Origin of the sequence: Phaeacidiphilus oryzae TH49 (genome assembly GCF_000744815.1) — a bacterium.
GTDB classification, from domain to species: domain Bacteria; phylum Actinomycetota; class Actinomycetes; order Streptomycetales; family Streptomycetaceae; genus Phaeacidiphilus; species Phaeacidiphilus oryzae.
This window is the reverse complement of the sequence record NZ_JQMQ01000004.1, coordinates 21,723-35,229: the sequence shown is the minus strand read 5'-3', so window position 1 is coordinate 35,229 and position 13,507 is coordinate 21,723. Positions and strand designations below refer to the sequence as shown.

Here is a 13,507-nt window from a genome sequence, read left to right as displayed (position 1 = left end):
CCGCCCGCTCTACGGTTTCCGGCCGAGCGAGCGTCCACCCACCGTGCGCCCGGCCGTACGGTCAGTCGTCCACCAGGTGGCAGGCCACCTCGTGCCGGGTCGGCGTGGCCAGCGGGCGGAAGGCCGGCGCCTCGGTCCGGCAGCGGTCCACGGCCACCGGGCAGCGGGTGTGGAACCGGCAGCCCGGTGGCGGTGCCAGCGGGCTGGGCAGCTCCCCGGAGAGGACGATCCGCTCCCTGCTCCGCTGCTGGACGGGGTCCGGCACCGGCGCCGCGGAGAGGAGCGCCTTGGTGTACGGATGCCTCGGCCCGGCGAAGAGCGCGTCGGCGTCCGCGAGCTCGACGATCTGGCCGAGGTACATCACCGCGATGCGGTCCGCCAGGAACTCCACCGCGGCCAGGTCGTGGGTGATGAACAGGCAGCCGAAGCCCCGGTCCCGCTGCAGGTCCCGGAGCAGGTTGAGGACGGCGGCCTGGACCGAGACGTCCAGCGCGGAGGTCGGCTCGTCGGCCACCAGCAGATCCGGGTCCACCGAGAGCGCCCGGGCCAGCGAGACCCGCTGCCGCTGTCCGCCGGAGAGCTCGTGCGGGTGCCGGTCGGCGAAGTCCGGCCGCAGCCCGACCTGCTGGAGCAGCCGCTGGACGCGGGGCCGCAGCTCCGCGCTGGAGCAGAGCCGGTGCAGCCGGAGCGGCTCGCCGATCAGGTCGCCGACCGTCTGCCGGGGGTCGAGGGAGGAGGAGGGGTCCTGGAAGACGATGTGGAAGTGCCTGCGCAGCGGGCGCAGCCGCCGGGCGGACAGCTTGGTGATGTCCTGCCCGTTCAGCCTGACCGCACCGCCGGTGGGGGTGTCCAGGCGGACCGCGAGCCGGCCCACCGTGGACTTGCCGCTGCCGGACTCCCCCACCAGGCCGACCACTTCACCGCGGCCGATGCTCAACGAGACCTCGTCGGCGGCTCGCACGGTGCCCCGCGGGCTGCTGAAGTGCCGGGTGAGCCGGTCGAGTTCGAGTACCGGAGGGGCGTCCTCGGCGGTGGCGGCGGTGCCGCTGGACTCTGCTGCTGTGCCGGCCGTGGAGGTCATGCGGTGGGCTCCGGGTCCGAGGGCGAGGGGGACTCTTGCGGTACGGGCTGGTTCTGCGCGGGCTGGTGCTGCGCGGGCCGGTTCTGCGCGGGCAGGTTCTGCGCGGGCAGGTCCGGGGCCGCCGGCCCCGGCGCGCCGAGCGGGTGCCAGCAGGCGACGGCGTGGTCGGCGGCCGCCGTCCGGCCGAGGCGCGGCCGGGACTCGCCGCAGCGCGCGGTGGCGTGCCCGCAGCGGGCGGCGAAGGTGCAGGCGTCCGGGGAGCCGGAGAGCCGGGGCACCATCCCCGGGATCTCCCGCAGCCGCCCGTCGGCCGGCCCCCGGCCGGGGCTGAGGACGGCGTCCAGCAGGCCGCGGGTGTACGGGTGGCGGGGCTCGGCGAAGACCTCCTCGATCCCGCCCTGCTCCACCACCCGTCCGGCGTACATCACCAGCACCCGGTCGGCGATGTCCGCGACCACCCCGAGGTCGTGGGTGATCAGCACGATCGCCGTGCCCAGCCGCTCGCGGAGGTTCCGCAGGACGTCGAGGATGCCGGCCTGGACGGTGACGTCCAGCGCCGTGGTCGGCTCGTCCGCGATCAGCACCCGCGGGTCGCAGGCGACCGCGACCGCGATCATCACCCGCTGCCGCATCCCGCCGGAGAGCTGGTGCGGATACTCGTCGATCCGCCGGTCCGGGGCCGGGATGCCGACCAGGTCGAGGAGTTCGACCGCCCGGGCGCGCGCCTCGCGGCGGCGCATCCCCTGGTGGCGGCGGAGCACCTCGGTGATCTGCCGGCCGACGGTCAGCACCGGGTTGAGCGAGGTCATCGGCTCCTGGAAGATCATCGCGATCTCGCTGCCGCGGACCGCCCCCAGCGCCCGTTCGTCGGCGGAGAGGAGATCGGTCGCCGCGCCCGAGTCCGGATTGAGGGTCACCGCCCCGCTGGTGCGGGCGTTGGCCGGGAGGAGGCCGAGCGAGGCGGTGGAGGTCACCGACTTGCCGCAGCCGGACTCGCCGACGATGGCCAGCACCTCCCCCGGCGCCAGCGAGAAGGAGACGCCGTCCACCGCCTGGACGGGGGCGTCCTGCGGATCGCGCGGCCGGAAGACCACCGACAGGTCGTCGACGACCAGCACCGGCGCGGTGGTGGTTGCAGTGGGCATCAGCGGCCTCCGCGGGGATCGAGGACGTCGCGCAGGCCGTCGCCGAGCAGGTTGAAGGCGAGGGTGGCGGCCACGATCACCAGACCGGGGAAGACCGCCATCCAGGGCGCCTGCGCGATATAGGTCTGCGCCGAGGAGAGCATCACGCCCAGCGAGGGCTGCGGCGGCTGCACGCCGAGGCCGAGGAAGCTGAGCAGCGCCTCGCCGATCACGGCGTTCGGGATGCCCACGGTGGCCTGGACGATCAGCGCCGGCGAGGCGTTCGGCAGGATGCGGCGGAACAGCACCGTGCCGTCCCCGCCCCCGTTGGCCACCGTGGCGGCCACATAGTCCAGGTGCTTGAGGCGGAGGGTCTCGGCCCGGGTGATCCGGACCACCGCCGGGATCTGCGAGATGCCGATCGCGATGGTCGCGTTGGTCAGCGAGGGCCCCAGGATCGCGGCCAGGCCGACCGCCAGCACCAGGAACGGGAAGGAGAGCATGGTGTCGGTCAGCCGGGAGACCACGGTGTCCGCGAACCGCCCGTAGTAGCCGGCGGCCAGCCCCAGCGGCACCCCGACCACGAAGGCCAGCAGTACCGCGAGCACCCCGACCTGCATCGAGGCCCGCACCCCGTAGAACACCCGGGAGAGCTGGTCCCGCCCCAGGTCGTCGGTGCCCAGCCAGTGGGCGAGCGAGGGCGGGGCGAGGACATGCCCGAAGTCCGCCCCGGCCGGGTCGTAGGGGCTGATCAGCGGGGCGAGGACGGCGACCAGCACCAGCAGCACGGCCAGCACCAGCCCGGTCATCGCCAGCGGGCTGCGCCGGAGTGCCCGCCAGCGGGCCCGGCCGCGCGGGAGGGCGGCGGTGGCGGCCTCGGGCGCCGCGGCGGCCGGGGTCAGCGGGGTCGTCGCGCTCATGCGGCACCTCCGAGCCGGATCCGCGGGTCGATGACCGAGTAGAGGAGGTCGACCACCAGGTTGACGGCGATGTACGCGGCGGCGGTGCACAGCACCACGCCCTGGACCATCGCGTAGTCGCGGTTGGTGACCGCGTCCAGGGTGAGCTTGCCGAAGCCGGGCAGGACGAAGATCTGCTCGGTGACCACGGCGCCGGAGATCAGCTGCCCCAGCTGGAGGCCGAGCACCGTCACCACGGTGATCAGCGAGTTCCGCAGGGCGTGGCCGTAGACCACCTGACGGCGGCTCAGCCCCTTGGCCCGGGCGGTGCGGACGTAGTCCGCGGAGAGCGACTCCAGCATCGCCGAGCGGGTCTGCCGCATCACCACCGCGGCGATCGCCGAGCCGAGCACCACCGCGGGCAGCACCATCCGGTGGAGGTTGTCCAGCGGATCGGTGGCGATCGGCACGAAGCCGGAGGCGGAGAAGAGCGGCAGCGCGATGGCGAAGGCCAGCACCAGCATGATGCCCAGCCAGAACGACGGCACGGAGAGCCCCACCAGGGCGGCCGCGTTGGCCATCCACTCGATCGGCCCGCCCCTGCGCACGGCCGCGAGCACCCCCGCGCCCATCCCCAGCACGATCGCGAACAGCAGGCTGAGGAGGGCGAGTTCGACGGTGATCGGGGCCGCCTGGGCGATCGCGTGGGCGACCGGGACACCGGTCTGGGAGGAGGTGCCGAGGTTGCCCTCGGCGGCGTTCTCCAGGAACTTCCAGTACTGCACGGGCAGCGAGCGGTCGAAGCCGTAGGCGTGGCGGATCTGGGCCACCACCGCCGGGTCCGGGGTCTCGCCGGCCATGGCGAGCGCGGGGTCGCCGGGGAGGGCCCGGACCCCGGCGAAGACCGCGAGGCTGGCCAGGAAGAGGGTGACCACGGACTGGCCGAGGCGGCGTAGCAGGTATCTGGTCATCGGATGAACCCCGCGTCGGTGACTCGGATCAGGCCGTCGCCGTAGACCTTCAGCCCGGCGACGGACTTGCTGGCGACGACGTAGTTCTTCTGCCGGTAGAGGACGATCACCGCGTAGCTGTCGTTGACCCGCTGGATGAGCTGGTCGTAGACGGCCTGCCGGGCGGGGCGCGCGGCGGTCGAGCGGCCCTCGGCGACCAGCCGGTCGACGACCGGGTCGGACAGGCCGTAGATGTTGAGCGCGCCGCCGGTCTTGACGAAGCCCGCGATGTTGCCGTCCGGGTCGAGCCGTCCCGACCAGGCGTCGGTGGTGAGCTGGAACTTGCCGGCGTCCTCGGTGGCGAGCTGGGTGGTGTAGTCGGTGGCCCGCAGCGAGACGTCGAACCCGGCCTGCTTGGCCATCGCCTGGATGACCTGCGCCAGTCTGCTGTCCTGCTGGGTGTCGGCGATCAGCATCTCCACCTTGACGGGGGTCTTCACCCCGGCCTGCCGGAGCAGCTGCCTGGCCTTGGCGAGGTTCCGCCCGGGGCAGCTGGTCGGCCCGGCCGGCAGGGCCGCGATCGGCGAGACCGGGCTGCAGGCCGGCTGGTACATCCCCTCGAAGACCACCTTGTTGATGGTGTCGCGGTCGAGGGAGAGGGCGAAAGCCTCGCGGACCCGGACGTCCTTGGCGAACGGCGTGTCGACTCGGCCGACCGGCCGGCCGATCCCGGCGCTGTCGCCGATGTTGAAGCCGATCCCGCTCCAGCCCAGCGAGGGCGAGTTGAAGAGCTGCAGCTTGGGCTCGGTGAGCGAGCTCTGCACGTCCACCGGCTGCATCTGGTCGCCGACCTGGATGTCCCCGGAGCGGAGGTTGGCCAGCCGGATCGAGCTGTCCGTGATGGTCTTGAAGACCACCCCGTCCAGATGGACGCCGCTCGCGCCGTAGTAGTCCGGATCGCGGGTGAGGACGATGCGGTCCCCGGCGACCCGGTCGACGAACTTGAACGGCCCCACGCAGGAGGGGTGGTTGGTGAAGTCCTTGCCGTACTTGGCCAGCGCGGTCGGCGACATCACCATCCCGGACCGGTCGGCCAGCACCGGCAGCAGCGGTACATAGCGCTTGGAGAGACTGAGCCGCACGGTGTACGGACCGGTGGCGGCGGCCCCGGTGACCGAACTCAGCTCGGTGGCGCGGGCGGAGCCGGGCAGGGTGCGGTCCCGGTCGATGGAGGTCACGACGGCCTGGGCGGTGAGCGGGGTGCCGTCACTGAACCGGGCGCCCCGCCTGATCGGGATGGTGACGGTGCGCCCGTCGGCCGAGGTGGTGGGCAGTGCCGCGGCCAGTTGGGGAACGATCCGGTCGGAGGCGTCGATGTCGTAGAGCTTCTGACACATCGCGGCGAAGACGGTGCGCGAGACCAGGGTGTTGGCGAGCGTCGGATCGAGCTTGTCGGGGTCGCTCTGCAGGGCGACGGTCAGCACTCCGCCGTCGCGCACCGCACGGTCGTCGGTCATCCGGACCGGTCCGACGGTGGTGGTGGAGGTGTTGAGCGCGGCACAGCCGTCCAGCGCGAGCAGCGCGACCAGGGCGGTGAGCGTGGCGGTCAGCGTTCTGACCAGCGGACTGAGCAAGGGTGGCCTCGGCCGGCGGGGCACGGGGGACGCACCTCCAGTGATCATGGCGGACTGGGGTGTGCGGGAAGCTACGTGTGGAGCCCGCCCCCGGCAAGACCCCGCGCATGCCGGAGTGGTGGTTAACGCAGAAGTGACACAGCGCTTCTGACGGTGCCTCAGCGCTGGTGGAGGCGAACCGACACGTCAGAGCCCGGACGGCTGCCGGAAGCAACCGATTACCGATCGGTCGGTGATCGCGATCCGCGATAACAGTCACTACGGGCGACGAACCGGCGACACCCCAGGGGAAGCAGGACGGCTGTCGGCACTATTGAGTCCGCTTAGTCCGGGTATAGGGATGAAAGCGACGAAAGAGGTGAAGGTCATGATTCTGCTGGGTCTCCTCCTGATGGCGGCCACCGCTGCGTTCACCGGGCTCGTGATCGCCGACAACTTCTCCGGCGGACCGTCGTACAGCGTGACGATCCTCGGCAACCACATCGCGACCCTCAACATGCTGGCGATCTTCTGCGCCGGTCTTGCCCTGGCCCTGATCTTCGGCCTGGGCTTCATGATGATGTCCGGCGGCGGGGCCCTGGCCCACCGGCGCCACCGCAAGCTGCGCCACGCCCGCGCCGAGCGGGACCGGGTGGCCGACGAGCGGGACGCCGTCGCCCAGCACGCCCAGGCGCAGCCGGCCCAGCCGGCCCAGCCGGCGGCTCGAACGCGGACCGGGGACGCCACCGCACCGCTGGTCGGCTCCGGCTCCTCGTTCTCCCAGTCCGCGACCGCACAGAAGGGCCGCCGCCGGCACAGCCTCCACCTGTTCGGCCACTGAGCCGCGCCCGGCGGCCGCCACGGCCGCCGCGGCCGCGCAGGCCCGCCGCGAGGAAAGGAAGAGCGTGTCCGACGAAGGCGTCGACAGCACCGTCGCCGAGCGGCTGGTCGAGGACCTCCTCGCGCGGGCCCCCGGAGTCCCGCCGACCGAGCTCACCGCCCTGGTGAACGAGTACGCCAGGGCGCTGGGCCTCCGGGGGGTGGAGGTCTTCCTGATCGACCTCCAGCAGCGCCGGTTGGTCCCGCTGGACGGGGACCAGCCGGCGCTGGACGTCGACACCTCCCCGCCCGGGTGGGTCTACCGGACCCTCACCCAGCGGGTGGACGAGAGCGGAGACGAGATCCACGCCTGGTTCCCGCTGGTCGACGGGGTAGAGCGGCTCGGCGTGGTGGGGGTGCGGACGGCCCGGCTGGACGCGGCCGCGCTGCGCCGCTGCCGAGCGCTGGTCTCCCTCCTCGCCCTGCTGGTCACCTCCAAGCGGATGTACAGCGACAGCTATGTGAAGCGCACCCGCGCGGAGCCGATGCAGCTCCCCTCCGAGATGCTGCGGGCCTTTCTGCCGCCCAGGACCGTCAGCGACGGGCACGCGGTGTCCACCGCGATCCTGGAACCCGCCTACGAGTTGGGCGGCGACGCCTTCGACCACGCCCTTACCGGCGACTGCCTGTACGCCACGATCCTGGACTCGATGGGCCACGACCTGGCCTCCGGGCTGACCACCGCGGTGGCCACGGCCGGTTGCCGCAACGCCCGCCGGGTCGGCGCCGAACTGCCGGAACTGGCCGAGAGCGTGGACAGCGCCCTGGACGAATGGCTGCCCGACCGCTTCTGCACCGGGATCTTCATGCAGCTCAGCCTCGCCGACGGCAGGTTCCGCTGGTGCAACTGCGGCCATCCGACGCCCGTGCTGATCCGGGACGAGAAGGTGGTGGAGGGGGCCTTCGAGCGGACGCCCCAGCCCCCGATGGGGATGCCGGCCCGCCTGGCGGAGATCGTCCGCGAGGTCCACGAGGTCCAACTGCTGCCCGGGGACCGGGTGTTCTGCTTCACCGACGGGGTCACCGAGGGGCGGGTCAGGGACGGGGCGGAGTTCGGCCTCACCCGGTTCACCGAGTCCGTCATCCGGGCCACCGCGGCCGGGGAGCCCGCTCCGGAGACCCTGCGCCGGCTGATGCACGCCATCCTCGACCGCGACCACAACCAGCTCCAGGACGACGCGACGATCATGCTGGTCGAGTGGCGGCCCCGGCAGAGCCCCGCGCAGGCCCAGGCCCAGGGGCCGGACGCGCAGAGGCCGGAGGCGCAGGGCCCGCTGGGCGAACCGTAAGGCGATTGGGCCCGTCGGCGTGGCGGGCCGGGCGGATCGGGGTTGGGCTGGACCGAGGGATGGCCGCAGCGGCCGCCCCGGGATCCAGTCCTCGTCCGAGAGGGAGAAGTCCGATGCCGGCAGGAGCCAACCGCAAGCGCGAGCGGCAGTACGAGCACATCAAGGAGAGCTCCAAGAAGCGGGGCGCCTCCGAGGGGCGGGCCAAGGAGATCGCGTCCCGTACCGTCAACAAGCAGCGCGCCCGGAGCGGGGAGTCCAGGACCGCCAGCCGCACCTCCACCCGCGACCCCAAGTCCGCCTCGCAGCGCGGCGGCGAGCGCTCGCACAGCGGTTCGCAGGGCCCGACCAAGGACCAGCTCTACGCCGAGGCCAGGAAGAAGCACATCGAAGGCCGCTCCAAGATGAACAAGCAGGAGCTGCTGCACGCCCTCGGGCGCTGAACCGGCCGGGGCGGGCCGGGCGCGCGGCGCTTCTTATGCGGCGCTCCGGGGAGCATGCTGGAGGCAGGAGAACCGGAGGAGAGGAGGTGAGGGCGATGGCTCCGCTGCCCCTGATGTGTCCGCGCTGCGGCCGGCCCCAGCGCGTGGTGCCCGGCGGTCCTCGCAAGCACGACAGCACCGACAGGCCCATCCGGGTCGTCCACACCGACACGGGCCTCGAGGAGTGCGAGCAGCCCCCGCAAGCTCCGCCGTCACCGACGGCAGGAGCGCACTCGCCGACGGACCCCCCTGCCCCGGCCTGAGGCCCGGGCCTCAGGCCCTGACCCGCGCGGGCGACGCCGAACGGCGGGCCCGCCCGCGGGACCGGGCGGCGGCCTGGCGGCGCTGCTAGCCGGCCAGGCCGCCGCCCGTTCCGTCCTCGGCCGCGGCCGGCTCCAGCTCCGCGAGGCGGCAGCCGGAGACGACCGCGACCGGATCGATCCCGGCCGCCCGGAGGATCTCCACCGCCCTGCTGCCCGGATCCGAGGCCAGCTCGGCCAGCAGGTCCATGCCGTCCGCCTCGTCCACCCCCCGGCTCCGCGCACGCTCCCGGGCGCGCTCCAGCGCGCGGGCCGCGGTACGGCTCCAGCCGGAGGGCCAGTCCCAGTCGGCGGCCTCGGCTGAGCTCTCGCTGACCGACTGCCAGCGCCGGCCGAAGCCGATGCTGCGCTGGGCCAGGTACCCCATCAGCCGCCCGGCCTGCGCCGGCGCCGGGGCGGCCGCCAGCAGCGCCGCCGGATCCGCCTCGAGGATCGAGTGCAGCAGGTGACCGGTGTCCACCTCGCGATCACCGGCCCGCACCGCCCGGCGTCTGGCGGCGGAGGCGACCAGTCTCAAGGAGGAGCGGGCGGTCTCTGGGCGGAATCCGGACATGCTGTCCACCACATCACTAGGCTCGGGGGGAGGGCATCCCCGGCTGGGGCGGTTCACGGCCTCCACAAGAAGGAACATTTCGGGAGGTGCCTCATCCGTATGGATGAGAGCCGTCCTCCCCGCAGGCCACGGCAGAGGTCTCGCGGGCAGTCTGCTGCGCTTGGTGACCCTCCGTCAACCCGTCCATACGATGAGTGGAGGGAGCCCCCGGATCGCCCGTATCGGTGCGCTCGTCAGAGCTGGGAGAACCGGCCTTCCGGTGACGGATGGGGGATTTCCGAAGCGGCGCGTTCCAGACCTGCGCGCCCCCGGCCGCGCGCAACCGCACACCCGCGCTGCGGCGTCGAACTCCCCGAGAACCCCGCTCTTCCCCCCGCCGTCCACCGGCCACGCCCTCCGGCCCGATCCCTGGACACCCCCATGACCCCCGTGCCCCCGATGCCCCGCTCGCTGCCCCCACCCACCGCGGCGGCCCCCGCGGCCGCGCCCAGCACGCCGCCAAGCCCCTCCTCTACCTGGACGTGGACGGCGTCCTCAACCCCGTCCGCCCGGCGCCGGACGCGGGCTTCACCGTCCACTCGCTGCTCGGCACCCGGGTGCTGCTGTGCGAGCGGCACGGCCGCTGGCTCCGCGAGCTCTCCGCGGTCTACGAACTGGTCTGGGCCACCACCTGGCAGGAGCGGGCGAACACCCTGATCGGCCCGCTGCTCGGCCTCCCGGAGCTCCCGGTGGTCCCAGTCCAGCAGCAGGGACCGGCCCTGGGCCCCGGCGACGGCGCCGACCTCGGCCCAGGCCTCGGCCCCGGCGGCCGCGGAGGTCGCGGAGGTCGCCGAGCGGCGCGCTCCGGCCCGGAACAGCAGTCGCTCCGGGAGGGCTGGGCCTCCCGGAGCGACTGGCTCCCCATCCTCCGGCACTCGGCAGGACGGCCGTTCGCCTGGATCGACGACGTCATCCCGGACCGGCTGCTGCGCGACTGCGCGAGCCGCACCGACCGACTGCTGCTGCGGGTCGACCCCGGCGACGGGCTGCGCCGCCGGGACGTCGACCGACTGCTGCGGCGCCCGCCCGAGTGGCGGTGAGGACTCAGGCGTCCTCGGGGCCGTCCTCCGGGACCTCGTCCTCCGGGGTCTCGGCGGCCCCGGAGCCCTCGGCCTCGGCGAGCAGCAGGTAGATCCTGCGCCGGGCCTCGTCCAGGATGCCCAGCGCCTTGGTGCGCTGCTCCTGAGTGCCGCCGCCCATCACCTGCCAGACGGCGCCCATCAGGCCGCCGATGGTCTGCTTGGCGTCGCGCAGCGCGCTGAGGTCCGGCTGGTCGGGCCCGTCCTGGCGCCAGGGCTCGCCCGGGCCGGCCTCGGCCTCACGGCGTCCGCTCTCGGTGAGCCGGAACAGCCGCTTGCCGCCCTCCTCCTGACTGGCGATCAGCCCTTCCTCCTCCAGCAACTGGAGGGTCGGGTAGACCGAGCCGGGGCTGGGGCGCCAGGCGCCCTCGGTGAGCTCGCCGATCCGCTGGATCATCTCGTAGCCGTGCATCGGCCGCTCCTTGAGCAGCGCGAGGAGGGAGGCGCGCACATTGCCCCTGCGGGCTCGTGCCCGACCGCCGCGCCCGCGCCCGCCGTGGCCGAAGCCCCATGGACCGAAGGGTCCGCCGGGTCCTCCGGGCCCGCCCGGGCCGCCGAAGCCTCCGGGACCGAACGGTCCGAAGGCCGCACGGCCCTCGAAGCGCTGGCCCATCGGCCCCGTCGGGCCGCCCGCGCGCATGCCGCGTCCACCGCGGCCACCGTGGCCGCCTCGCCCGCGGCCGAAGGGGCCGGGGCCGTTGAAGTCACGCTCGAAGTTCGTTCCGGGTCGCATGATGGCGACTCCTTTCGTCGAGTGGTCGTCGGGAACCGATCGGCTCCCGATAGCTCAACGATATATCGGTGACTGTCGCTCGACAAGCGCCGTCGGCAAGATCTTTCGCGGGCGGTAGCGTCTGCGCCATGAGGATCCGAACCGTCGACGCCTTCACCGACCGCCCCTTCGCCGGAAACCCGGCCGGGGTCTGCCTCCTCCCCGAGGGCCCCTGGCCCGAGGACGAGGTACTCGCCTCGATCGCGATGGAGATGAACCTCGCCGAGACCGCCTTCACCCGCCCGCGGCCGTCCGGCGGCTGGGAGCTGCGCTGGTTCACCCCGGCCGTCGAGGTCCGGCTCTGCGGCCACGCCACCCTGGCCACCGCCCACGCGCTGCGCGAGGACGGCCTGCTGGCGCCCGGGGCGACGGCCGAGTTCGACACGCTGAGCGGACGGCTCACCGCCGAGGCGGGCCAGACCGGGGCGATCACCCTGGACTTCCCGGCCAACCCGCCCACCGAGGTGCCGGTCCCGGAGGGCCTGGTCGAGGCGCTCGGCTCCCCGGTGGTCGCCGCCTACGAGACGGGAGAGCTGGGCGATCTGCTGGTCGAGCTGGCCGACGAGTCGACGGTCCGCGGACTCGTCCCGGATCTCGGCCTGGTGGTCGCCCTGGCCACCCGCGGCGTGATCACCACCGCCGCGGCCGGCGCGGACGGCCCCGGCGGCTATGACTACGTGTCCAGGTTCTTCGGGCCTGCCGTCGGCGTCCCGGAGGACCCGGTGACCGGCAGCGCCCACACCGCGCTTGCCCCGTTCTGGTCGGACCGCCTCGGCCGGACCGCGCTGACGGGCTACCAGGCCTCCCGGCGCGGTGGCCTGGTGCGCACCGAGGCGGCCGGCGCCCGGGTCCGCCTCACCGGCCACGCCGTCACCACCCTGGAAGGCGATCTGCGGCTGTGACAGGGGCGGCGCGCGGGGTACGCCTCCGCGCCCCGCGCGCCGCCTCCCGTCGCGCTTGCCCCTTGCTCTCTGCTCCCCGCTCCCTGCTTCCGGCTCCCTGCTTCCGGCTCCCTGCTTTTCGCTACGCGGCTACGCGTCCGGGCCGTGCCGGCGGACGTCCTGCACCCGGCGTACCGCCTCGCGCAGCTCACCCAGCCAGCCGTCGGCGTTCCTGCCCACCTGGTGGACGCACCAGGCGAGCGCCTCCGAGCGGCTGCGCGCCACCCCGGCGGCGACCAGGGTGTCCAGGATCTGCCGCTCCGGCTGGCGCAGCCTGGTCATCGCGGGCACCGACAGGCTGGTGAACATCACCCGCCGCCCGCCGCACTCGACCCCCCAGGAGACCTTGCGGCCGAACCGCTGCTCCGCCTCCCGCGCGAGCTGGATCCGCTGCTCGCGGGTCCGCTCCCGGAAGGCGGCCACGGCCTCCTCGATCCGGGCCAGCCGCGCACCCGGCGTGTCCTCGGACTCCTCCGAGCCCTCCGGCTCCTCCGGTCCCTCCGGCTCCGGAATCACCCCGACGACCGTGATCTCCTCGCGGTCGACGACGACCTCCGGCGCCCCTTCGAACAATCCTTCGGGAACCCGCTCCGCAAACCAGCCTGCGAGCGTCGTTCCGGTATCACTCGCTGTCATGTAATCAGGATTACACCCTTACAAGGCGCCCGGAAGTCCCCGGCGGCCCTCCCTTGCGCCCCTCAGGTGGGCAGCCAGCTCACATGCCCCGCCAGCAGCGCGTAGCCCACGAAAGCGACCGTGTCGATCAGCCCGTGGGCCACCGCCAGCGGGGCCGCCCGGCGCCAACGCCGGTAGAGCCAGCAGAAGATGAGTCCCATCACCAGGTTGCCGAAGAAGCCGCCCACGCCCTGGTAGAGGTGGTACGAGCCGCGCAGCAGCGAGCTCGCGGCCACCGCGCCCGGCCAGGACCAGCCCAGCCCCTCCAGCCTGCGCAGCAGGTAGCCGAGCACGATCACCTCTTCGACCACCGCGTTCTGCGCGGCCGAGAGGACCAGGATGGGCACCCGCCACCACACGTCCGGCAGGGTGGTCGGCACCACGGTGAGGTTGAACCCGGCCGCCCGCGCGGCCAGGTAGAGCCCCAGACCGCTGCCGCCGATCACCGCGGCGACCAGGGCGCCCCGGCCGAGGTCCCGCCACCGCTGCGTCAGGTCGAAGCCGATCACCCGCAGCGAGGTCCCCTCGCGCAGCAGCAGATGCGCGACCAGCGCCACCGGCACCAGCGCGGTGGCGATGTCGAACACCTGCCAGGCGAGATCCAGCCACGGCCGCCCCGGCGCCATCGACCCGACCAGCGTCGCGGTCTGCGCGGACAGGCTCTTCTTGGCGGTCAGCGAGCCGATGAAGCTGATGATCGCGCTGACCCCGCTCGCGCCCAGCGAGAGCGCCAGCACCAGCAGCGTCTCCTGGCCGAGCAGCCTGCGGCTCAGGGATTCCCTGTCGTCGGACACGGTCGGGGAGGTGGTCACCG

14 protein-coding genes are annotated in these 13,507 nt (G+C 73.4%); 5 read left to right on the top strand and 9 right to left on the bottom strand.

The annotated features are described in order from the left end of the window. Window positions 1-61 precede the first annotated feature (61 nt). The 5 genes from BS73_RS00300 to BS73_RS00280 are packed head-to-tail and all read right to left on the bottom strand — an operon-like array spanning window position 62 to window position 5,688. Entirely contained in the window at window positions 62-1,081 is a 1,020-nt protein-coding gene (locus BS73_RS00300) for an ABC transporter ATP-binding protein (RefSeq protein WP_037568390.1), read from the bottom strand. Beyond that, window positions 1,078-2,226 carry an ABC transporter ATP-binding protein gene (locus BS73_RS00295; protein ID WP_084703658.1) on the bottom strand — a complete coding sequence of 383 codons (1,149 nt, stop codon included), beginning with the start codon at window positions 2,224-2,226 and terminating at the stop codon, window positions 1,078-1,080. Before BS73_RS00295 ends, BS73_RS00300 begins: the two co-directional genes overlap by 4 nt. Then, window positions 2,226-3,125: an ABC transporter permease gene (locus BS73_RS00290; RefSeq protein ID WP_051938935.1), complete on the bottom strand. Its 900-nt coding sequence runs from the start codon at window positions 3,123-3,125 to the stop codon at window positions 2,226-2,228. The genes BS73_RS00295 and BS73_RS00290 overlap by 1 nt, the downstream gene beginning before the upstream one ends. Continuing rightward, window positions 3,122-4,075 carry an ABC transporter permease gene (locus tag BS73_RS00285; protein ID WP_037568388.1) on the bottom strand — a complete coding sequence of 318 codons (954 nt, stop codon included), beginning with the start codon at window positions 4,073-4,075 and terminating at the stop codon, window positions 3,122-3,124. Before BS73_RS00285 ends, BS73_RS00290 begins: the two co-directional genes overlap by 4 nt. Continuing rightward, window positions 4,072-5,688, bottom strand: coding sequence for an ABC transporter substrate-binding protein (locus BS73_RS00280; protein WP_235215216.1), 1,617 nt, complete (start codon window positions 5,686-5,688; stop codon window positions 4,072-4,074). The genes BS73_RS00285 and BS73_RS00280 overlap by 4 nt, the downstream gene beginning before the upstream one ends. A 367-nt stretch (window positions 5,689-6,055) precedes the next feature. Between BS73_RS00280 and BS73_RS38570 the strand changes: the two genes are divergently transcribed. The 3 genes from BS73_RS38570 to BS73_RS00265 all read left to right on the top strand — a co-directional run bounded on the left by BS73_RS38570 (window position 6,056) and on the right by BS73_RS00265 (window position 8,275). Further along, window positions 6,056-6,508 carry a hypothetical protein gene (locus BS73_RS38570; protein ID WP_152617457.1) on the top strand — a complete coding sequence of 151 codons (453 nt, stop codon included), beginning with the start codon at window positions 6,056-6,058 and terminating at the stop codon, window positions 6,506-6,508. Between the two features lie 64 nt (window positions 6,509-6,572). Then, the gene (locus BS73_RS00270) at window positions 6,573-7,835 is read left to right on the top strand and encodes a PP2C family protein-serine/threonine phosphatase (RefSeq protein WP_051938933.1); all 1,263 of its coding nucleotides are present in this window, start codon (window positions 6,573-6,575) and stop codon (window positions 7,833-7,835) included. A gap of 113 nt (window positions 7,836-7,948) precedes the next feature. Beyond that, the gene (locus BS73_RS00265; protein WP_037568386.1) at window positions 7,949-8,275 is read left to right on the top strand and encodes a hypothetical protein; all 327 of its coding nucleotides are present in this window, start codon (window positions 7,949-7,951) and stop codon (window positions 8,273-8,275) included. Between the two features lie 387 nt (window positions 8,276-8,662). Here the strand turns inward: BS73_RS00265 and BS73_RS40225 are convergent, their stop codons facing one another. Next, window positions 8,663-9,199, bottom strand: a complete 537-nt coding sequence (locus BS73_RS40225; RefSeq protein ID WP_063836873.1) for a Clp protease N-terminal domain-containing protein — start codon at window positions 9,197-9,199, stop codon at window positions 8,663-8,665. A 509-nt stretch (window positions 9,200-9,708) separates the two neighbouring features. Between BS73_RS40225 and BS73_RS00255 the strand changes: the two genes are divergently transcribed. Further along, on the top strand, window positions 9,709-10,266 hold the full coding sequence (locus BS73_RS00255; protein ID WP_235215215.1) for a hypothetical protein: 558 nt from the start codon (window positions 9,709-9,711) through the stop codon (window positions 10,264-10,266). A gap of 4 nt (window positions 10,267-10,270) precedes the next feature. On the opposite strand, the gene BS73_RS35685 is transcribed toward BS73_RS00255, so the two are convergent. Beyond that, window positions 10,271-10,945: a PadR family transcriptional regulator gene (locus BS73_RS35685; RefSeq protein WP_235215286.1), complete on the bottom strand. Its 675-nt coding sequence runs from the start codon at window positions 10,943-10,945 to the stop codon at window positions 10,271-10,273. Between the two features lie 221 nt (window positions 10,946-11,166). Between BS73_RS35685 and BS73_RS00245 the strand changes: the two genes are divergently transcribed. After that, on the top strand, window positions 11,167-11,979 hold the full coding sequence (locus BS73_RS00245) for a PhzF family phenazine biosynthesis protein (RefSeq protein WP_037568385.1): 813 nt from the start codon (window positions 11,167-11,169) through the stop codon (window positions 11,977-11,979). A gap of 129 nt (window positions 11,980-12,108) precedes the next feature. On the opposite strand, the gene BS73_RS00240 is transcribed toward BS73_RS00245, so the two are convergent. After that, a complete protein-coding gene (locus BS73_RS00240) occupies window positions 12,109-12,654 on the bottom strand; it encodes a hypothetical protein (protein ID WP_037568383.1) in 546 nt (181 codons plus the stop codon). A 62-nt stretch (window positions 12,655-12,716) separates the two neighbouring features. Then, complete coding sequence (locus tag BS73_RS00235; RefSeq protein WP_235215214.1) at window positions 12,717-13,505, bottom strand: CPBP family intramembrane glutamic endopeptidase; 789 nt, start codon at window positions 13,503-13,505, stop codon at window positions 12,717-12,719. Between the last annotated feature and the right edge of the window lie 2 nt (window positions 13,506-13,507).